This window comes from Flavobacterium fluvii, assembly GCF_900129545.1.
GTDB lineage: Bacteria > Bacteroidota > Bacteroidia > Flavobacteriales > Flavobacteriaceae > Flavobacterium > Flavobacterium fluvii.
Map to the genome: position 1 here is coordinate 1 of NZ_FQWB01000012.1, position 19523 is coordinate 19523.

The following is a 19523-nucleotide window of genomic DNA, read 5'->3' on the forward strand; positions in this document are numbered from 1 at the left end:
TTTAAAAATTCAACTAACAAAGAAAAACATTTATCTTTGAATTAATTAACAGAACACTCTCTTAGTAAAAGTCCAAATTAGTTTGAAGACGTACACATTTAATATTATTAGCTTTTTTGCCTTTATAATCTTTATTCTCGAATGCTTTATTGGTTCTAGTTAGTATGTTTTTTTGGTTTAATTCCTTTGCAATATGCCCCATACCAAAACCTTGTTTATATTGTTCAAAAATGAACTGAATTGTCTTTGATTCATCTTCATCAATTACAATTTTTTTGTTTTCATCTTTTTTATATCCGTATGGTTGCAACAATCCACCAGTTGCACCGCCATTTAAAACTTTATCTTTTAAACCTGACGAAGTTCGAGATTTGAACACATCAATTTCAATTTGAGCAAAATCCATTAACAACCCCAAAACAGCAAATTTTGTCTTATCAATTGACCCATCAGGATTTAAGAAGTGTGAACCTCCATTTGTTGATGTTACACAAACATCAATTCCTTGTTCAAGTAATTGAGTTACTGTTATCCTTGCATCAATTGGATTCCTTCCAACACGTGAAAGTTCGGTCACGTAAAGACATTTATATTTTTTGGGTTCAAGTTTTACATTATCAAGAAACCTTGTTAATTCTGGTCTATCTTTTGAGCCTTTTAGACCACTTATTTTTTCAGAGTACAAATCAATATGAATTTCATTTTCATTATATTGTGAATGTATATACTTGGTTATATCTACAACTTGGCGTTCAAAAGTTTGATTATTTGAGGACACTCTCACATAAATTGCTAAATTTACCATTGAAAAAAAATTAAATTCAATTACAAATATAATTAATAAAATCAAAGTATGGTTCACTTATGTCTGCTTCGTGGCATAAATGTTTCCGGGCACAACATCATAAAAATGGAGGCTTTGAAAACGACTTTGGAAGCCATTGGTTTTCAAAACGTGCAAACCTATATACAGTCAGGAAATGTTTTCGTGGACTCCGAGGAAGAAAATGCCGCCGCGGTTGGGTTCAAAATTAAACAGGAAATTTTCAAGGCTTTTGGTCATGAAGTGCCTGTCGTGGTTATTGGAAAAACCGATTTGGAAACTTGTTTGAAAAATAATCCTTTTTTGAAAGAGCCCGCTGCCGATACAAAGAAACTATACGTGGCTTTTGTTTCCACTGTATTGCGAAGTGACAGCATCAATGATTTGAAAATGAGTCAGGTAAAGCCTGATGAAGCCAGTGTTGACGGCAATAAAATTTACATCAAATATGCCGTTGGAGCAGGAAAGACGCGATTTGACCAGAAATACATAGAAAAAAAATTGAACGTGACGGCAACCATCAGAAATTGGAATACCGTGACGCAATTGTTGAAAATGTACGAGGAGTTCTAAATTCAATCATTTTTAAAATATAATTACACCTTGACGCAACCTTTTCTAATTGTAAGCATCTAATGGGTAACTCTAAAAACTTAAAAATGAAACATCTTGCCCTTATTATTACTTTTCTTGCTGTTTTTACATCTTGCTCAAAAGACATTGAAGAAGCAACAACTACAGCCGATTATTATGGAAAATGGACATTGGTAAAAATGTCCGGAAGCATGATTAATTCAGTTACAACTGGAACAGCAATGGAATGGCAAGAATCATATTTGTTCAAAAATGACGGAACATTTGAAAAATCCAGAATGCGAAACACGGTTGAAACAAAAGCTGTTGGAACTTATACTGCGATTGATTATCAAGACGGAAAGTATTTAGAATTAACATATTCCAATGATAGCGAAATCATAGGAAGTTGTTATGGAAATTTAACAGAATCACTTTATTTTTCAGCTGCCAATACTTTGTCCAGTACTTGGAGAGCCTGTGATGGCCCTGGATTAGAATACCAAAAGGCCGATTCCAATTTCAATTAAAAAAACAATTTTTTTAAATCTACACCATGATTTTTGGTTAGCATACTAATTTATTTTGCCACCAAATCACAATACCAAAATCCGTAATCAAAAGCATCGGATGTCAAAGTATCGCAAGCGGTATCGGAAGAATCTTCTTTTTCGGGTCTTTCATATTTGCGATAGACTATTTCTCCAACTTCAAATGCTATGGGTTTGGAGAAAATAGGGCCGTCAAAAGTAAAGGTGTGGAATTCCCCGTTTTCGCCACAAACATCCACATTTTCGGGTAAATCATTAATAAAATCTTGATCGATAATCCTGCCCACAAAACTTTTGTCCAAAAATCGGTCATTGACACAAACCACGATGGTCTTGAATCCTAGTGCCATGAATTCCTGGATTAAATCCTGGGTTGGGATTTTCCAAAGCGGAAAAACACCTTCAAAATCCATTTCGGCTAATTTGTCTTCCCTGTATTTTCGTAAATCTTCCAGAAAAATATCCCCAAAAATAGAATGGGTAATTCCTTGTTTTTTTAATTTGGAAAGGGTGGTTTGCACAACGGCTTCATAGACTTCCATCGTTGGCATTTCGGGAATTTGCATAATTTCCAGTGGCAGCCCCATGCTTTTTGCTTGTTCTTCCAATAATTCTACCCGAACACCGTGCATCGAAATGCGCTGGAATTGTTGGTTGACACTGGTTAGCAAACAACTGATTTCGTATTCCTTGTCTTGTGTTATTTTGTACAATGCCAAAGCAGAATCTTTGCCGCTGCTCCAATTAAACAGGGCTTTTTTTACCATAATTGTCCCACTTCGTTTTTGATGAAGGCCAATGCAGCACCGCTTGGAGATGTTTTTTCGAATAAATCGCTCAAAATCACTTCCCGCAATTGATTGGCATCAGCTACTTTTTCGTTTTTCACGGCCAAACGTATTATTTGAATCGTGGCGTTTTTGGCAGCGGTTATGATGGACCAACATTCATCCGTAATGTAGATTTGTTGGGCTAAATTATGCTCGAATTCTTGCTCCACTTGCGCAATGACATAGTTGGCATATTCGTTTTTATCATCGGAAATAGGGGTAATTCTTACCAATAATTGACTTGGATTGATGCGCTCCATAAACAAGGTCATTCGTTCGTATGCTTGCAACCGCAAAGGTAAAATGTCTTTTTGGGAATCTTTTTGCAACAACCAACGTCTGGTGTTTTGCTGGTCTTTGAAATAGGAATTGAATAAAGTATAAGCCACCAATCCTGTAATAATGGCGGGTAAAGTATAACTGGCTAATTCTATCAGTTTTGTCGAATCCATTTGTGTTTGTTTATTTTTTAGTCAAGGGCAAATTAACGAATAAACCAATAAACTTATGTCTTACATTTGCTGAAATTTTTCAAAAAATGGAATCCTACATTATCATTTTACTTTGTCTGGCTGCTTTTGTCTCAGGATTTATCGATGCCATTGTGGGAGGTGGAGGATTGATCCAGACCCCGGTTGGCTTGATTTTGTTGCCCAATCTTCCGGTTTCGACAGTTATTGGATCCTTGAAAGTGCCTGCTTTTAGTGGAACTTCATTTGCCGCCTTTCAATACCTCAAAAAAGTGGATATGAACTGGAGGTTGCTCTTCATTATGATGATTTTGGCATTTCCTTCTGCGTTTTTGGGATCGACCTTGTTGACTTATGTGAGCAATGATTTCATGAAACCCTTATTGTTGGTCGTTCTTTCGTTTTTGGTCATTTACACTTATGCACAGAAAAATTTTGGACAACATATCGTGAAAACGCACTCTGCCAGAACCCAAGTTTTTTATGCAGTGCTCATCAGTTTCGTGGTTGGTTTTTATGACGGATTTATTGGGCCGGGAACAGGGAGTTTCTTGGTTTTGGCTTTCATTGCCTTGATGGGATTTGATTTCTTGCACGCTTCCGCCAATGCCAAAATGGTGAATCTGGCAACTAATTTTGGTTCAATTTGCCTGTTTATGTTGAAAGGTAAAATCATTTGGGCTGTTGCCATACCAATGGCGCTGTGTAATGCTTTTGGAGGTTGGATTGGCGCAAAATTGGCCATCAACAAAGGCAACAAATTTATTCGAATATTCTTTTTGGTGGTTGTCATCGGTACCTTGATTCGGTTTGCCTATGATGTTTTTTATAAATAGAAAAGCATCCTTTTTTTAATTCTTAAATCCTTATTTTTGCATTCAACAGAAAATTTTTATGCAGAAATACATCGATCAACTTAACGAAGCCCAACGTGAACCCGTACTCCAAAAAGACGGACCAATGATTATTATTGCAGGTGCAGGTTCAGGAAAAACACGTGTATTGACCATTCGAATTGCTTATTTGATGAGTCAGGGCGTGGATGCTTTCAGTATTTTGTCGCTTACTTTTACCAATAAAGCGGCACGTGAAATGAAAAAACGTATCTCTGATATTGTGGGTTCCAATGAAGCCAAAAATCTTTGGATGGGAACTTTTCACTCCGTTTTTGCTCGAATTCTACGTTCCGAAGCCGATAAATTGGGATACCCTTCGAATTTTACCATTTATGATTCCCAAGATTCCGTTCGGGCGATTTCGGCGATTATCAAGGAAATGCAATTAGACAGGGATATATACAAACCGAAGCAGGTTTTAAGTCGAATTTCCAGTTATAAAAATAGTTTAATCACGGTAAAAGCCTATTTCAACAATCCCGAATTGCAAGAGCAGGATGCGATGAGCAAAAAACCTCGTTTGGGTGAAATTTATCAAAATTATGTGGATCGTTGTTTTAAGGCAGGTGCGATGGATTTTGATGATTTGTTATTGAAAACTAACGAATTGCTGACTCGTTTCCCCGAAGTCTTGGCCAAATACCAGAACCGTTTTCGTTATATTTTGGTCGATGAGTACCAGGATACGAACCATTCCCAATATTTGATTGTTCGGGCATTATCTGATAAATTCCAAAATATTTGCGTGGTAGGGGATGATGCGCAAAGTATTTATGCGTTTCGTGGTGCCAATATCAACAACATCCTGAATTTCCAGAAGGATTATGAAGGGGTAAAGACCTTTAGATTGGAACAAAATTACCGCTCGACCAAAAATATTGTGGAAGCGGCCAATACCATAATTGACAAGAATAAAACCAAACTCGACAAAATTGTTTGGACAGCCAATGATTTTGGCCCCAAAATAAAGGTGCACCGCAGCTTGACCGATGCCGAAGAAGGCCGTTTTGTGGCCAGCACGATTTTCGAACAAAAGATGCAGCATCAAATGATGAATGGGCAATTTGCCATTTTGTATCGTACCAATGCGCAATCGCGTGCCATGGAAGATGCGCTCAGAAAACGAGATATTCCGTACCGAATTTATGGTGGTTTGTCCTTTTACCAAAGAAAAGAAATCAAGGATGTCTTGTGTTATTTACGATTGGTTCTTAATCCAAAAGACGAGGAAGCGTTGGTTCGCGTCATCAATTATCCGGCTCGTGGAATTGGGGATACAACGGTCGAAAAACTGACCGTTGCGGCGAATCATTACAAGCGTTCCATCTTTGAAGTAATGCAGAATATTGACAAAATCGACTTGAAATTGAACTCGGGAACCAAGCAAAAACTACAGGATTTTGTGACGATGATCCAGAGTTTTCAGGTAATCAACGAAAATCAAGATGCGTTTTTTATCACGGATCACGTGGCAAAAAAAACGGGTTTGGTTCAAGAATTAAAGAAAGATGCGACTCCGGAAGGAATGGCAAAAATCCAGAATATCGAGGAATTGTTAAACGGTATCAAGGATTTTACCGAAGGACAAAGAGAGATTGACGGTGCTCGTGGAGCATTGTCCGAATTTATGGAAGACGTGGCTTTGGCAACCGATTTAGACAAAGATACCAGCGATGAAGATCGTGTGGCGTTGATGACGATACATTTGGCAAAAGGACTGGAATTTCCACACGTTTTTGTGGTGGGAATGGAGGAAGATTTGTTCCCCAGTGCCATGAGTATGAGCACCCGAAGTGAACTCGAAGAAGAACGACGTTTGTTTTATGTGGCCTTGACCCGTGCCGAGCATCAAGCGTATTTGACTTATGCGCAATCTCGCTACCGTTGGGGAAAATTGACCGACAGCGAACCTTCGCGTTTTATAGAAGAAATCGATGGACAATATTTGGAATACCTGACTCCTGCAGATAATAATTACCGTTACAAGCCAATGATTGACAGCGATATCTTTGGCGATGTTGACAAATCCAAGTTGCGATTGGCAAAACCTGTTGCAGGGACACCGCCTAATTATGTTACGAATAACGAATCTAAAACGGACATCAATATTCGTAAATTAAAACCGGTTTCAAGCAATGCATCATCAGGAGGAGCCAATTTGTTCGACAATAAACTCGTGGCCGGAAATATCGTGATGCACGAACGATTTGGAAAAGGCGAAGTACTAAATCTCGAAGGCGTTGGCGCGGACAAAAAAGCCGAAATCAAATTTGAAGTGGGCGGCATCAAGAAATTGTTGTTGCGTTTTGCCAAATTGGATGTGATTGGGTAAAAAATTGTTTCAAGTTTCTTTTGCGTCTGTTCGAGTGTTTTTTGTGGAGAGTAGCGGAACAAAAAATGTATCGAGAACTTTTTATGATAATGCTTCTCGATTAATTTTAAATAGTAAAGCTGTCGCATTACTATTTAAAATTAATCGAAGAGACGAGTGTCAATGATTATATTATTTGTAAAAGTTACAATTTATCGATAGATATATGAAAAAGTCTTATGTATATATTTTAAAATGTTCTGACAATTCTTATTATACGGGAGTTACGAGTAATTTAACACAAAGATTTTTTCAGCATGAAACGGGTTTCTACCCTGATTGTTATACAGTAAACAGAAGACCTGTTGAATTGGTTTATTATTGTGAATTCACTGATATTAATTTTGCAATAGATACTGAGAAAAAAATTAAAAAATGGTCAAAAGCAAAAAAAGAAGCATTGATTAATGAAGAGTATGACAAACTTCCTAATTTAGCAAAGAAAAGTTTTAAATAATTGATACTTTATTAAAGCTTCTCGATACAATTTTTAATAGTAAAGCTGTCGCATTACTATTAAAAATCACTCGAAGAGACGGAAAATAAAAAAATAAACAATAAATGGCACAATTCATAAAAATATACGAAGACAAACCCAGCGAAGCGGCAATTGCCAGAGTTGTCAAGGTTTTACAAGACGGAGGTTTGGTGATTTATCCAACCGACACGGTTTATGGTTTGGGATGTGATATCACCAATACCAAGGCTTTGGAGCGCATTGCCAAAATAAAAGGAGTGAAGCTGGAAAAAGCCAATTTTTCCTTTATTTGCCACGATTTGAGCAATCTTTCCGATTATGTGAAGCAAGTGGATACGGCAACATTTAAGCTGCTTAAAAAAGCCTTACCCGGTCCTTACACGTTCATTTTACCGGGAAACAACAATTTACCTAAGGAATTCAAGAAGAAAACCACGGTCGGAATTCGTATTCCGGATAATTCGATTGCCTTGGAAATCGTTCGTCAGTTGGGAAATCCAATTGTTTCCACTTCCATCCGTGATGAAGATGAAGTGATAGAATACACCACCGATCCTGAGCTTATTTTCGAGAAATGGCAAAACCTTGTTGATGTGGTTGTTGATGGAGGATACGGTGACAACATTGGTTCAACCATAATTGACTTGTCGGGACACGAACCAGTTGTCGTGAGGGAAGGCAAGGGGAGTTTGGAAATACTTTAGATTTCAGATTAAGATGTTAATTATCTGTATAATAAAAATGAATTCCACCAACCATTTTTCAGTACATTACCATAAATAATTAGATTACAAAATAAAACGCAATTATCAATATCATAGATAATTGCGTTTTTTTATATTTATATATAGTAAATATTAGAATTTATATTGAAGTCCTGTCGAAATATTAAAAGATCCTACTTTATATTCTCCTGATGCTCCATTACTTGAAATTTCATCAAATTTTGTAACCAAATAATCAAAATTTAAAGGAAGACACCAATGTCTTGCTAAAGAAAAATTCACAGTGCCACCAAATAGAACCCCTAATGTAGAACTATGAAATAAATTATCAGAACCATCATATTGATCATTATCAACTGAAAGTGTAGTAAATGCAAATTGAGGTTTTAAATCAAACCCAATTTTTTTATTTTTTAAAGAAAAAGAAACCATTGGTCCTATCGCAAAATATTTAAGTGCATAAATTTCACCCCCCAAAGCACCAGTTAGATGAGTAGTTCCACCCCAATTTAAGGTCGCTCCAAATCTTTCAGAAAATCGGTAACCAGCATTAATAAATCCATAATTAACTCCAGCTCCAGCATCATAACCATTACTTGTTAAATATCCATTCGGAAGAGCAACGCCAAGAGAAAGACCTATATACCCTTTTGAAAGTTGTTCATCTTTTTTTGACTCTTGTGAATATGCAAAACAAAATAAAAAGAACATAATTAAAGTTAAAATACTTTTTTTCATTTGATTAATTTATTTAAAATTCTGTTTACTTTCAATGTTTTTAACAAGACAAATATATCAATTTATATTAATGCTTGATAAATATTAAAATCGACAATCTTATAAAACAAAACGTCCCGATTTCTCGAGACGTTTTGTTATTTATAATCAAACTGAACACTAATTATTTCGCTTGTTTTTTCATTTCTTTTTCAACCATTTCATAGAATTGGTCGATTTTTGGCAACACCACAATACGAGTTCTTCTGTTTCTTGCTTTGTTTTCGGCAGAATCATTGGCTACCAAAGGAACATAAGAACTTCTACCTGCAGCGATTAACTGTTCTGGTTTAACACCCAATTGCCCAGTTAACACACGGATGATTGAAGTGGAGCGTTTTACGCTCAAATCCCAGTTGTCAAGCAATATTCCACTTCCGTTATAAGGAACGCTATCGGTATGACCTTCTACCATACATTCAAAATCGGGTTTGTCATTCACCACTTTAGCCACTTTGGCCAAAACTCCTTTTGCTTTGTCGGTTACTTCATAGCTACCGCTTTTAAACAATAATTTGTCGGCAATAGATATAAAAACCACTCCTTTTTCAACATTGATTTCGATGTCTGGGTCTGAAATTCCAACAGCACTTTTCAAACTTGTTACAACGGCAAGGGTAACACTGTCTTTTTTGGTTAAAGCATCTTGCATTCTAGAAATTTTCAAATCTTTTTCTTTGATGGATTCCAATGCTTTTTCAATGTTTTCAGCACCTTTTGCTGTCAAGACTGTCATGTCTTTCGAGGTGTTGATTAAATTCTGGTTTTGGTCTTTCAAAGCGGAAGCAGTTGCAGCAAGTCCAGCTTTTTCTTCTAAACAAGAGTTTAATTTAACGGTGCAGGTATTTAATAAGTCTTGAGTTTCTTTGTTTTTGGCTTCAAGATCCGCATATTTCTTTTTAGAAACACAAGAAGTCATAACCGCCAATAAGGATAGTGCAATAACAATTTTTTTCATAGATGATAAAATTTAATTAAACGTGAATTACAAAGTTAGTTTTTTAAGATTAGAATAAGGCTCTAAATTTTTGTTAAAATCAATTTTCAAAAACCTTGCCATCTTCAACATAATATTGGTAAACGATACTTTTGGTTTTATAGTATTTTTCATATTGAAATGGCTCTCTTTTTTTATAATGTTCAAAAACAAGCGAATAAAATGAAAAATGGGCTTTTACAATAGCCAATAGATGTTTGAAATTTCCTTGAAAAAGAAATTTCACCCCTGCAACTCCATCTAAAAGGAGTCGAACAAGAATTATGGGAATTAATTGTTTTTTTGGCAGATTTTTCAGCAACATCAACAAAGAATTCCTGAAATTCAAAAAAGTCTTCTTTGGATTTCCATGTTCCAAAGTTGCTCCGCCCACATGAAATACTACCGATTGTGAATTGTATTTAATTTGATGTCCTTTATTGAAAGCGCGCCAACACAAATCAATTTCTTCCTGATGGGCAAAAAAGTCGGTATCGAAACCCTTTAGCTCATCATAAACGGAACTTCGTATAAAAAAGCAAGCACCCGAAGCCCAAAATATTTCGCAATTGTCATCGTATTGTCCGTTGTCTTTTTCCAAAGTTTTAAAAACACGTCCACGGCAGTAGGGATAACCGTATTTATCTAAAAATCCACCCGCAGCACCGGCATATTCAAAGTATTCCTTTTGTTTGAAATCCAAAAGTTTAGGTTGGATTATGGCTGTTTTTGGTTCGTTTTCGAAAGTCTCTAGGATGGGTTTCAGCCAGTTTTCGGTTACTTCTATATCGGAATTGACCAAGGCGTAAATTTCAGAATCGATGTGTTTCAAAGCCTCATTATAGCCTTGGGCAAAGCCAAAATTACTCTCGTTTTCAACTATTTTAACCGTTGGAAAATAAGCTTTCACAAAAGCAACGGAATCATCGGTCGAAGCATTGTCGGCAACATAAATCTCGGCTTCCGGAGAATATTTTATGACGGAAGGTAAGAACTGTTCCAATAATTTTGTTCCATTCCAGTTGAGGATGACAACGGCTATTTTCATTTAAATGGGTGTGTTTTTCAATTCGTAATCCGGCAATTCTCTCAAAAAATCATACTTCTCGTTCTCGAAATTCATTTGGCAAAAGTAATGATTCAAACCATTGGTTACCATCAAATATTGGGCTTTCAGGGTCATGTTGTAACGTGCAATTTGGTCAAAAGTAGCTTGTGCGGTTTTGATTTCGGGAGCTTTGCATTCCACCAAAACAAAGATGGAGCCATCGGGATTGAAAACGACAACATCGTATCTTTTTCGCAATCCGTTGACGTTTAGTACTTTTTCGACATTGATTAGTGATTTTGGGTATTTTTTTTCTTCCAATAAAAAACGAACCACGTTTTGGCGAACCCATTCTTCGGGTGTGAGAATGATAAATTTTTTCCTGATTTCGTCGAAAATAGACACTTTATTTTCGCTATTTTTGAGACGGAAAGAATAAGAAGGAAAATTGAGTTTTTGCATACGGCAAAAGTATTAAATAAGTTTAAAGATTGCAGTTTTCAAATCTGAAATCTGAAATCTAAAATCTGCAATCTAAAAAAATGGATGAAGTTTTAAAAATAGTCAATGACATCAAAGCGGGCAACATCAAACCTATTTATTTTTTGATGGGAGAAGAGTCCTATTATATCGATAAATTATCGGATTATATTGAAGAAAACGTGTTGTCTGAAGACGAGAAAGGATTCAATCAAACGGTTTTATACGGACGTGATGTTTCGATAGAAGATATAGTTTCGACAGCCAAACGTTATCCAATGATGGCGGAACGCCAAGTGGTTATTGTTAAAGAAGCCCAGGATTTGTCACGAACAATCGACAAAATCGAAAGTTATGCCGAAAATCCAATGCCGTCAACCGTTTTGGTTCTTTGTTATAAATACAAAACATTGGACAAGCGAAAAAAAGCAACCAAACTTATAGCCAAAAATGGAGTCGTTTACGAAAGCAAGAAACTGTATGAAAACCAGGTAGGCGATTGGATAAAACGGGTATTGGCAGGGAAAAAATATTCTATTGAACCCAAAGCCAATGCCATGTTGGTGGAATTTCTGGGAACGGATTTGAGTAAAATCAACAATGAACTCGAAAAACTCCAAATCATTTTGCCGAAGGGTAGCACCATAACTCCACATCATATCGAGGAGAATATTGGTTTCAGCAAAGACTTTAATGTATTCGAATTGCGAAAAGCCATTGGCGATAGAAACCAATTGAGAGCCTACACCATTGCCGATAATTTTGCCCAAAACCCGAAAGACAATCCAATAGTGATGACCACGAGTCTGGTTTTTAGCTTCTTTGTGCAATTGTTGAAATACCACGGATTGAAAGACAAGAATCCCAAGAATGTTGCCACTGCATTGGGAGTCAATCCGTTTTTCTTGAAGGATTATGACATCGCACTCAAAAATTATCCCATGCGAAAAGTAAGTCAGATTGTTACTTCTTTGAGAGATGTTGACGTAAAAAGCAAAGGAGTTGGTGCGAATGCCTTGCTACAATCGGATTTGCTGAGAGAAATGCTATTTAAAATTTTTAATTAGCGGTGAAAATTACCGATATTTGCAACTCGAAAAAATAATACAACAATTATGGGAATGAATAAAAACACCATTTTAGGATGGGCTACTCTTATAATGATACTTATGGGATTATTGCTTATAGGATTAGGCATTTTTAAATACAGGGATGTTTCCGGCTGGGGATTTGGGGCAGTTGGGATTGGATTTTTTGCCATTGCCTGGGTATTTAGTTCTTTAAAAGGCCGATTGTAATTTGCATTCAAAACAATAATTAATCACACAATAAATACATTTAAACATGTCAGACGATAAAAAAGTAATTTTCTCAATGCAAAAATTGAGTAAAACCTATCAAGGAGCAGATAAACCAGTGCTTAAAAACATTTATTTGAGTTTCTTTTACGGAGCCAAAATTGGTATTCTGGGTCTAAACGGTTCTGGAAAATCTTCTCTTTTGAAGATTATTGCCGGAGTGGATAAAAACTATCAAGGAGATGTTGTTTTTCAACCAGGCTACACCGTTGGTTATTTAGAACAAGAACCAATTTTGGATGATTCTAAAACCGTTATCGAAATTGTTCGTGAAGGGGTTGCCGAAACGATGGCAGTTCTTCAAGAATATAACGATATCAACGATTTATTTGGTCTTGAAGAAAATTATTCAGATCCAGATAAAATGGACAAGTTGATGGATCGTCAGGCTGCTTTGCAGGATAAAATTGATGCGCTGGGTGCTTGGGAAATCGATACCAAACTCGAAATTGCCATGGATGCTTTGCGTACGCCGGAAGGAGACACGCCTATCAAAAACCTTTCAGGGGGAGAGCGTCGTCGTGTGGCTTTATGTCGATTGTTGTTGCAACAACCAGATATTTTGCTTTTGGATGAGCCTACCAACCACTTGGATGCCGAGTCCGTACTTTGGTTAGAGCAACATTTGGCACAATATTCAGGAACTGTAATTGCGGTAACGCACGACAGGTATTTCTTGGATAATGTTGCTGGTTGGATTTTGGAATTGGATAGAGGAGAAGGTATTCCTTGGAAAGGAAACTATTCTTCTTGGTTGGATCAAAAATCTAGCCGCATGGCACAGGAAGAAAAAGTGGCATCCAAACGCAGAAAAACATTGGAGCGTGAGTTGGACTGGGTTCGTCAAGGTGCCAAAGGTCGTCAAACCAAACAAAAAGCACGTTTGCAGAACTACGATAAATTGTTGAATGAAGACCAAAAACAATTGGATGAAAACTTGGAAATTTACATTCCAAATGGTCCACGTTTGGGAACCAATGTTATCGAAGCCAAGAATGTAGCCAAAGCTTTTGGAGACAAATTATTATACGACAACTTGAACTTCACCTTGCCACAAGCTGGAATTGTTGGGATTATCGGGCCAAACGGTGCGGGTAAATCAACTATTTTCAAAATGATAATGGGGGAACAAAAAACAGATAGCGGAGAATTTTCAGTGGGTGACACTGTAAAAATTGCATACGTGGATCAAGCACATTCCAATATTGATCCAAATAAATCAATTTGGGAAAACTTTGCCGATGGTCAGGAACTAATCATGATGGGTGGAAAACAAGTGAATTCAAGAGCTTATTTATCGCGTTTCAACTTTGGTGGAGGTGAGCAAAACAAGAAAGTATCAATGCTTTCGGGTGGTGAACGTAACCGTTTGCACTTGGCGATGACTTTGAAAGAGGAAGGAAACGTATTGTTGCTGGATGAGCCAACGAATGATTTGGACGTAAATACGCTTCGTGCTCTTGAAGAAGGTTTGGAGAATTTCGCAGGTTGTGCTGTAGTGATTTCGCACGACAGATGGTTCTTGGACAGAATTTGTACGCACATTCTGGCTTTCGAAGGCGATTCTGAAGTGTATTATTTCGAAGGAGGTTTCTCTGATTATGAAGAAAACAAGAAGAAACGTTTAGGTGGTGATTTGACTCCAAAACGTTTGAAATACAGAAAGTTGATTAGATAATAATTGATTTCAGATTGTGTTTAAAAACAAAAAGAGGATATCCAAATGGATCTCCTCTTTTTTTTTGTAATCTTGCTTATCAATCAGTTGGGATTGTCATTGCTACGACAGCTTCAATTAAACCAATTATTACTAAACCAAAAACAACTATTACTAAAAATGAAACGCTTAACAGTATTATGATTGACAAATAACCCAATGATTATTAAGATTGGTCAAATTTACGACTACTGTAGAGTTTGGGATATGATAATTATCATATTGGCTCATTTTTTTATAAAAATTTTGATTTTAGTTCGGGAGTTGGTATCATGCAGCTTTCTTTTTTGCCGTACCACTTGTATCTATTTTTGGCAATGTAATCATAAAGTTGGTTTCTGATTCCTGTTGGAATAATCCTGAAAACAGTTCCAAAATGTAAATAACCACCCAGATTTTGTGCTATTTTAATCGCCGCAGATGATTTGTAATAATAGGCAACTCCAGGTTCGTACAGAATGATGCTGTCTATATTTACTGGATTAATTCCAATATGGTGTAGAATTTCTTGACCCAATTCCGATTGTAAAGCTGCAAATCGAAAAACATCTTTTTTGTCATGCTGAATCACGAATTGCACCGCCGAATCGCATAAATTGCAAACGCCGTCAAAGAGGATTATTTTTTTATTGGGCGGGAGGTTGATCATAATTAGGTTTTCTGGATAATCTTTGTCAAAGTTTTAAACTTTGACAAAGTTAAGATTAATTGTTTTTTTGTCACACCGAGCTCAGTCGAGATGCTATAAAAGTTCTTAATGCGCTTGAACTGACAACTGCGACTGAACATTGATTACTATTTCTTGACCGCTTCCACCAATTCCAATTCGTCCAAACTTACTTTTGAAGTGAACATTCCATAATTGACCGTTGCCTTGTTTTTCTCGATAGAATCAATGCTTCCCACGGCTTTTCCGTCGAGCATTCGCACTCGGTCGCCCACTTTCAGGATAGGTTTTGGTTTTTCGATAACGGGTTTGAGTTTCTTTTCTTTCTTTTCGATTCTAATTTCCTCGACTTTGACCTCGATTTCTTTGATGACTTCTTTTTTCTTTTCAATAATGGCTTTGGCCTCTTTAGGCGTGGCTTTTTTGCGTTTGGAGTTCTCGATTTCCACTAATTTCAGGAATTCTCCAATAAGGTCTTTCTTGTTCTTGTTGTTGAAATATTTCTCGGCAATATCTTCTATTTTTTGTCCAATGTAAATGGTCTTTTGGTTGCTGTCGTACAATTCCTGGTAGCTTTCCAGTTTTTGTTTGATTTTCACGTTGATGCTTTCCATTTTCTTGCCTTCCTCACGCGCTCGGGTTTCTTCTTCTTTTAGATTTATGGAAGTTTTTTCCAATTTGGAACGCTCTTTTTGAAGCGTGGCAATGGTTTTGTCGAAACGTACTTTTCCGACTTCAATTTTCTTCTTGGCACGATTTATCAAACCATAAGGGATTCCGTTTTTCAAGGCTACTTCAAAGGTGAACGAACTTCCGGCTTGTCCCAAAACCAATTTGTACATCGGCTCCAATGTTTTTTCGTCGAACAACATATTGGCGTTGATGGCAAATGGCAATTCGTTGGCCAGAATTTTTAGGTTTGAATAATGGGTGGTTATGATTCCAAAAGCTTCCCGATGATAAAATTCTTCGAGAAAAATTTCCGCCAAAGCACCACCCAATTCAGGATCGGAACCGGTACCAAATTCATCAATCAGGAACATCGTTTTCTTGTTGCATTTTTTCAAGAAGTAGTTCATGTTCTTGAGTCGGTAACTGTAGGTACTTAAATGGTTTTCAATGGATTGATTGTCGCCAATATCGGTTAGGATTCTGTCGAACAAAAAGGTTTCGCTGCGTTCATGAACAGGAATCAGCATTCCGGATTGCAGCATTAGTTGCAATAATCCAACAGTTTTAAGCGATATGGTTTTTCCTCCTGCATTGGGGCCGGAAATCACGATGATTCGGTTTTCCTGATTGAGTTCAATGGTTTGGGGATGCGTGATTTCATTTTTCTGTTTGTTGTTCAAATACAAAATGGGATGGAAGGCGTCCCTGAAAAATAATCTTCTGTCTTCTGTAATCGTTGGTAGAATTCCATTGATTTTGTTGGCATATTTTGCCTTGGCGGCCACCACGTCAATATCGCTCAAGAAATCCTGGTATTGAATAAGCAGCGGCAAAAACGGCCGAATCTGGTTGGACAATTGTTTCAGGATTCGGGTGATTTCTTCCTTTTCCTCATATTCCAAATTGCTCAATTCGCGGGAATATTTCAAGGTAGTTTCGGGTTCAATATAAGCGATGCTTCCCGTTTTGGAACTGCCCAGAATTGAACCTTTCACTTTACGTCGATACATGGCCAAAACTGCCAAAACCCTTCTATTCTGCACAAAACTTTCCTTGATGTCGTCAAGATAGCCCAGAGAATTATATTGCGTCAATGCGACTCCAAAACTCTGGTTTACCTTGCCGCGAACCAAATTCATGCTTTTGCGAATTTCGGATAATTGCGGAGAAGCATTGTCCTTTATTTCGCCATATTTATCGACAACAACATCAATCAAATTGCTGATTTCCTTGGTGATTTGGATTTCGGAAGCTTTTCTGTTTAAATAGGGGTAATAATCGTCGAATTTCTTGAAATAATTCAGCATGAAATTCGTGGTATCCGAAATGGTGGCAATTTTCCTGAATCCCCCCACTTCCAGAAAACTGTCTTCAATGCCCAAAAACTTAATTTCATAAGTGATGGCATCAAAACCGTGGTTGGGAATGGCGTTGTTGTTTTGGAAAGACGACACATATTCCGAGGTTTGCATCAAGGCATCCATCAAAGTTTCCTTGTCTCGGAAAGGTGTTATTTCCAGTGCTTTTTGCTTGCCGATATCGGTGTTGCAAATCTCCGAAATGGTTTCGAGAACGGTTGGAAATTGTAGGTCTTGAAGTGTTTTTTCTGTAATGGATATCATTTATTTTGAATCAAAGGTTCAAAGTTACAAAGTAAAAAAGTCAAAAACCATTTTCTTGGCTCTCTTTGCAAAAACTTTACGAACTTTGCGACAAAATATAGTTATGCAACCCAAACTCAATCCTTCTTGGCAATCCATTTTATCCGAAGAAATCCAGAAACCTTATTTTAAGGATTTGATGAGTTCCGTTGATGAAGAATACCAAAACCATGTTTGTTTTCCACCAAAGGAATTGATTTTTTCCGCCTTTGATTATTGTTCTTTTGATGATTTGAAAGTGGTTATTATCGGTCAAGACCCGTATCACGGCATTAATGAAGCGAATGGCTTGTGTTTTTCCGTGAATGATGGAATCAAAATACCACCATCTTTGCGCAATATTTTCAGGGAATTGAATGATGATTATGGGAGTGTTTTTTTTCCAACTTCCGGTAATTTGGAGCGTTGGGCAAAGCAAGGCGTCCTGCTTTTAAATGCTTCGCTTTCGGTTCGAATGGACAATCCCAATAGCCATAAACACTTGAAATGGGGAACTTTTACTGATGCCGTAATCCAAAAGATTTCAGAAGAAAAAGAGAATGTGGTTTTCCTGCTTTGGGGAAGTTTTGCCCAAAAGAAGGGCGCTAAAATTGATAAAAACAAACACCTTGTTTTGGAATCCGGACATCCATCGCCAATGAGTGCTAATCAAGGAAAATGGTTTGGCAACAAACATTTTAGCCAAACTAATGTCTATTTAAAATCGAAAGGAAAAACGGAAATTGAGTGGTAATGGAGTCATTGCGAGGAAAAAAGCAATCTTATTCATTGCTCTCGTTTTTTTGATCTTGTGCTGCGTGGCTCCTATTCCTCGAAATGACAGAATAAATGGAAATTAATGTTCCGTTTTTTCTAGTATTAGAATGATTAAAATGAAAACTATCAATCCTGAAAAAAAGTTTTTATTTTGTACCGAGAAACCATTTTTATCTTTTTTATTACTCTCGTTATCTATATAATAATCTATATTCCTTGGAAATTTTTCTGTGAAACATTCATTATATATTTGAAAAAGAAGCCAGCGTGTAATTCCTCCAATCCCTAAAAAAAATCGTTGTATTATCCCAACAAATAAATGAACTATTATACTAATCATAAATAAATTTATTACTCCGCCAATTTCTCCAAAGCATAGGCAATCAATTCATCGACTGCTTTGTACGGATCTTCGCTAAAAGTACCGTTGGCACGATTGGCGATGATGGCATTTAACGACAAACAATTGTGTCCAAGGAGTTTTCCGAGTCCATAAATGGCGCTGGTTTCCATTTCGAGATTGGTCATTCGAGTTCCCTCATAATTGAAACTGTCCATTTTGGAATTCAAGTTTTCATCCTGGATGTTCAAGCGCAAAACACGTCCTTGTGGACCATAGAATCCGCCTGCAGTTCCCGTTATTCCCTTGAAAATTCGGTTGCTTTCTAGCCGTTTTTCCAGTTTTTCAGAACAAGAAATTACGTAAGGACGTCCTTTTTTCAAATCCCAATTAGTGTGTTTCATAAAAGCATTTTCCATTGCAATTTCCGTGATTTCGTCAATCAAGTAGGAGCGGAGCATGTTGTCCAATCCCAAGCCAAATTTTCCCATCACGAAACTGTCCACGGGAATATCGGCCTGCAAGGAACCGGATGTTCCAATTCGGATAATGTTTAATGAAACCAGGTTTTCTTTTGGCGCCCTGGTTTTCAAGTCGATGTTGACCAAGGCATCCAGTTCGTTCATCACGATGTCGATGTTGTCGGGACCAATTCCGGTGGACATCACGGTGATTCGTTTGCCTTTGAAAAGCCCTGTTTGGGTTTTGAATTCTCTTTTTTGGGTAGAAAATTCGATGCTGTCGAAGAATTTAGTGATTTTTTCGACTCGGTTTTGATCACCCACAAAAATAATGTCGTGGGCAATATGTTCCGGCAACAAGTTCAAATGATAGACGCTTCCGTCTGGATTGAGTATCAATTCTGAGGATTGTATCATTGGTTGGTTTTTACGGCAAAGGCACAAAGTTTTTTTGCAAAGCACACAAAGCTATTTGTTATTATTTTTTAATCTGGACACTGCTAACGGAATACTGATTTTAACCGCCAACACGTTTTACTTTAAAGCCTTTTTCTTTGAGTATTTGCATAATTTTATCACGATAATCTCCTTGGATTATTATGGAATCGTCCTTGAAAGTCCCGCCAACACTTAATTTGGTTTTAATTTCTTTGGCGAGAATCTTGAAGTCCTCATCGCTTCCTTCGTAACCTTCGATGATGGTGGTCGCTTTTCCTTTTCGCTTCTCGAATTTGCAAATCATCGGTTCTTTTTGAATAAAGAGTACGTGCTCTTCTTCCAGTATTTCATCCGGTTCCGATTCGATATGGTCGGGAAATAAGTTTTTTAATTGCTCTTGTAAGTCCATTTTGTATGTTTTTTGGAACGCGGATGACACGGATTTAAACGGATTA

Annotated in this window: 21 protein-coding genes; 10 read left to right on the forward strand and 11 right to left on the reverse strand. The window is 37.1% G+C overall.

The annotated features are described in order from the left end of the window. Window positions 1–61 precede the first annotated feature (61 nt). On the reverse strand, window positions 62–805 hold the full coding sequence (locus BUC16_RS16690) for a recombinase family protein (RefSeq protein WP_073371959.1): 744 nt from the start codon (window positions 803–805) through the stop codon (window positions 62–64). A 48-nt stretch (window positions 806–853) separates the two neighbouring features. Here BUC16_RS16690 and BUC16_RS16695 point away from each other — a divergent pair, with 48 nt between their 5' ends. Further along, window positions 854–1396: a DUF1697 domain-containing protein gene (locus BUC16_RS16695; protein WP_073371960.1), complete on the forward strand. Its 543-nt coding sequence runs from the start codon at window positions 854–856 to the stop codon at window positions 1394–1396. Window positions 1397–1482: 86 nt separating this feature from the next. Next, a complete protein-coding gene (locus tag BUC16_RS16700) occupies window positions 1483–1926 on the forward strand; it encodes a hypothetical protein (protein WP_073371961.1) in 444 nt (147 codons plus the stop codon). A gap of 50 nt (window positions 1927–1976) precedes the next feature. On the opposite strand, the gene BUC16_RS16705 is transcribed toward BUC16_RS16700, so the two are convergent. Next, the gene (locus BUC16_RS16705; RefSeq protein WP_073371962.1) at window positions 1977–2714 is read right to left on the reverse strand and encodes a Dph6-related ATP pyrophosphatase; all 738 of its coding nucleotides are present in this window, start codon (window positions 2712–2714) and stop codon (window positions 1977–1979) included. Then, window positions 2708–3229 carry a DUF7935 family protein gene (locus BUC16_RS16710; protein WP_073371963.1) on the reverse strand — a complete coding sequence of 174 codons (522 nt, stop codon included), beginning with the start codon at window positions 3227–3229 and terminating at the stop codon, window positions 2708–2710. Before BUC16_RS16710 ends, BUC16_RS16705 begins: the two co-directional genes overlap by 7 nt. Before the next feature lie 86 nt (window positions 3230–3315). On the opposite strand from BUC16_RS16710, the gene BUC16_RS16715 reads away from it, so the two are divergent. The 4 genes from BUC16_RS16715 (at window position 3316) to BUC16_RS16730 (ending at window position 7696) form a co-directional block, all read left to right on the forward strand. Further along, window positions 3316–4083: a sulfite exporter TauE/SafE family protein gene (locus BUC16_RS16715; RefSeq protein WP_073371994.1), complete on the forward strand. Its 768-nt coding sequence runs from the start codon at window positions 3316–3318 to the stop codon at window positions 4081–4083. A gap of 58 nt (window positions 4084–4141) precedes the next feature. Further along, window positions 4142–6475: an ATP-dependent helicase gene (locus BUC16_RS16720; protein WP_073371964.1), complete on the forward strand. Its 2334-nt coding sequence runs from the start codon at window positions 4142–4144 to the stop codon at window positions 6473–6475. 205 nt (window positions 6476–6680) lie between these two features. Continuing rightward, the gene (locus tag BUC16_RS16725; protein ID WP_073371965.1) at window positions 6681–6971 is read left to right on the forward strand and encodes a GIY-YIG nuclease family protein; all 291 of its coding nucleotides are present in this window, start codon (window positions 6681–6683) and stop codon (window positions 6969–6971) included. 104 nt (window positions 6972–7075) lie between these two features. Next, window positions 7076–7696 carry an L-threonylcarbamoyladenylate synthase gene (locus BUC16_RS16730; RefSeq protein ID WP_073371966.1) on the forward strand — a complete coding sequence of 207 codons (621 nt, stop codon included), beginning with the start codon at window positions 7076–7078 and terminating at the stop codon, window positions 7694–7696. A 153-nt stretch (window positions 7697–7849) separates the two neighbouring features. Here the strand turns inward: BUC16_RS16730 and BUC16_RS16735 are convergent, their stop codons facing one another. The 4 genes from BUC16_RS16735 to BUC16_RS16750 all read right to left on the reverse strand — a co-directional run bounded on the left by BUC16_RS16735 (window position 7850) and on the right by BUC16_RS16750 (window position 10980). Then, window positions 7850–8455: a hypothetical protein gene (locus tag BUC16_RS16735; protein ID WP_073371967.1), complete on the reverse strand. Its 606-nt coding sequence runs from the start codon at window positions 8453–8455 to the stop codon at window positions 7850–7852. 163 nt (window positions 8456–8618) lie between these two features. After that, the gene (locus BUC16_RS16740) at window positions 8619–9452 is read right to left on the reverse strand and encodes an OmpA/MotB family protein (protein WP_073371968.1); all 834 of its coding nucleotides are present in this window, start codon (window positions 9450–9452) and stop codon (window positions 8619–8621) included. A 79-nt stretch (window positions 9453–9531) separates the two neighbouring features. Beyond that, window positions 9532–10518, reverse strand: a complete 987-nt coding sequence (locus BUC16_RS16745; RefSeq protein ID WP_073371969.1) for a glycosyltransferase family 2 protein — start codon at window positions 10516–10518, stop codon at window positions 9532–9534. Continuing rightward, window positions 10519–10980, reverse strand: a complete 462-nt coding sequence (locus BUC16_RS16750; RefSeq protein ID WP_073371970.1) for a type I restriction enzyme HsdR N-terminal domain-containing protein — start codon at window positions 10978–10980, stop codon at window positions 10519–10521. Between the two features lie 80 nt (window positions 10981–11060). Between BUC16_RS16750 and holA the strand changes: the two genes are divergently transcribed. From holA to ettA, 3 genes are read left to right on the forward strand one after another with little or no spacing between them, the layout of a single operon-like run. After that, window positions 11061–12065: a DNA polymerase III subunit delta gene (holA, locus tag BUC16_RS16755; protein WP_073371971.1), complete on the forward strand. Its 1005-nt coding sequence runs from the start codon at window positions 11061–11063 to the stop codon at window positions 12063–12065. 48 nt (window positions 12066–12113) lie between these two features. Further along, window positions 12114–12296, forward strand: a complete 183-nt coding sequence (locus BUC16_RS16760; RefSeq protein ID WP_073371972.1) for a CAL67264 family membrane protein — start codon at window positions 12114–12116, stop codon at window positions 12294–12296. 46 nt (window positions 12297–12342) lie between these two features. Next, complete coding sequence (gene ettA / locus BUC16_RS16765) at window positions 12343–14034, forward strand: energy-dependent translational throttle protein EttA (RefSeq protein ID WP_073371973.1); 1692 nt, start codon at window positions 12343–12345, stop codon at window positions 14032–14034. Window positions 14035–14308: 274 nt separating this feature from the next. Here ettA and BUC16_RS16770 read toward each other — a convergent pair whose 3' ends face one another. Both BUC16_RS16770 and BUC16_RS16775 read right to left on the reverse strand, forming a co-directional pair. Beyond that, window positions 14309–14722, reverse strand: coding sequence for a thiol-disulfide oxidoreductase DCC family protein (locus BUC16_RS16770; RefSeq protein WP_073371974.1), 414 nt, complete (start codon window positions 14720–14722; stop codon window positions 14309–14311). 146 nt (window positions 14723–14868) lie between these two features. Then, window positions 14869–17034, reverse strand: coding sequence for an endonuclease MutS2 (locus BUC16_RS16775; protein WP_073371975.1), 2166 nt, complete (start codon window positions 17032–17034; stop codon window positions 14869–14871). A 103-nt stretch (window positions 17035–17137) separates the two neighbouring features. Here BUC16_RS16775 and ung point away from each other — a divergent pair, with 103 nt between their 5' ends. Next, entirely contained in the window at window positions 17138–17806 is a 669-nt protein-coding gene (gene ung, locus BUC16_RS16780; protein WP_073371995.1) for a uracil-DNA glycosylase, read from the forward strand. Between the two features lie 374 nt (window positions 17807–18180). Here ung and BUC16_RS16790 read toward each other — a convergent pair whose 3' ends face one another. Continuing rightward, the gene (locus BUC16_RS16790) at window positions 18181–19047 is read right to left on the reverse strand and encodes a nucleoside phosphorylase (RefSeq protein WP_073371977.1); all 867 of its coding nucleotides are present in this window, start codon (window positions 19045–19047) and stop codon (window positions 18181–18183) included. A gap of 100 nt (window positions 19048–19147) precedes the next feature. After that, window positions 19148–19477, reverse strand: a complete 330-nt coding sequence (locus tag BUC16_RS16795) for a translation initiation factor (protein ID WP_073371978.1) — start codon at window positions 19475–19477, stop codon at window positions 19148–19150. Between the last annotated feature and the right edge of the window lie 46 nt (window positions 19478–19523).

Excerpts from the sequence above, each read along its gene's own strand:
- BUC16_RS16690 (WP_073371959.1), bottom strand. The coding sequence starts at position 805 with ATGGTAAATTTAGCAATTTATGTGAGAGTGTCCTCAAATAATCAAACT.
- BUC16_RS16695 (WP_073371960.1), top strand. The coding sequence starts at position 854 with ATGGTTCACTTATGTCTGCTTCGTGGCATAAATGTTTCCGGGCACAAC.
- BUC16_RS16700 (WP_073371961.1), top strand. The coding sequence starts at position 1,483 with ATGAAACATCTTGCCCTTATTATTACTTTTCTTGCTGTTTTTACATCT.
- BUC16_RS16705 (WP_073371962.1), bottom strand. The coding sequence starts at position 2,714 with ATGGTAAAAAAAGCCCTGTTTAATTGGAGCAGCGGCAAAGATTCTGCT.
- BUC16_RS16710 (WP_073371963.1), bottom strand. The coding sequence starts at position 3,229 with ATGGATTCGACAAAACTGATAGAATTAGCCAGTTATACTTTACCCGCC.
- BUC16_RS16715 (WP_073371994.1), top strand. The coding sequence starts at position 3,316 with ATGGAATCCTACATTATCATTTTACTTTGTCTGGCTGCTTTTGTCTCA.
- BUC16_RS16720 (WP_073371964.1), top strand. The coding sequence starts at position 4,142 with ATGCAGAAATACATCGATCAACTTAACGAAGCCCAACGTGAACCCGTA.
- BUC16_RS16725 (WP_073371965.1), top strand. The coding sequence starts at position 6,681 with ATGAAAAAGTCTTATGTATATATTTTAAAATGTTCTGACAATTCTTAT.
- BUC16_RS16730 (WP_073371966.1), top strand. The coding sequence starts at position 7,076 with ATGGCACAATTCATAAAAATATACGAAGACAAACCCAGCGAAGCGGCA.
- BUC16_RS16735 (WP_073371967.1), bottom strand. The coding sequence starts at position 8,455 with ATGAAAAAAAGTATTTTAACTTTAATTATGTTCTTTTTATTTTGTTTT.
- BUC16_RS16740 (WP_073371968.1), bottom strand. The coding sequence starts at position 9,452 with ATGAAAAAAATTGTTATTGCACTATCCTTATTGGCGGTTATGACTTCT.
- BUC16_RS16745 (WP_073371969.1), bottom strand. The coding sequence starts at position 10,518 with ATGAAAATAGCCGTTGTCATCCTCAACTGGAATGGAACAAAATTATTG.
- BUC16_RS16750 (WP_073371970.1), bottom strand. The coding sequence starts at position 10,980 with ATGCAAAAACTCAATTTTCCTTCTTATTCTTTCCGTCTCAAAAATAGC.
- holA (WP_073371971.1), top strand. The coding sequence starts at position 11,061 with ATGGATGAAGTTTTAAAAATAGTCAATGACATCAAAGCGGGCAACATC.
- BUC16_RS16760 (WP_073371972.1), top strand. The coding sequence starts at position 12,114 with ATGGGAATGAATAAAAACACCATTTTAGGATGGGCTACTCTTATAATG.
- ettA (WP_073371973.1), top strand. The coding sequence starts at position 12,343 with ATGTCAGACGATAAAAAAGTAATTTTCTCAATGCAAAAATTGAGTAAA.
- BUC16_RS16770 (WP_073371974.1), bottom strand. The coding sequence starts at position 14,722 with ATGATCAACCTCCCGCCCAATAAAAAAATAATCCTCTTTGACGGCGTT.
- BUC16_RS16775 (WP_073371975.1), bottom strand. The coding sequence starts at position 17,034 with ATGATATCCATTACAGAAAAAACACTTCAAGACCTACAATTTCCAACC.
- ung (WP_073371995.1), top strand. The coding sequence starts at position 17,138 with ATGCAACCCAAACTCAATCCTTCTTGGCAATCCATTTTATCCGAAGAA.
- BUC16_RS16790 (WP_073371977.1), bottom strand. The coding sequence starts at position 19,047 with ATGATACAATCCTCAGAATTGATACTCAATCCAGACGGAAGCGTCTAT.
- BUC16_RS16795 (WP_073371978.1), bottom strand. The coding sequence starts at position 19,477 with ATGGACTTACAAGAGCAATTAAAAAACTTATTTCCCGACCATATCGAA.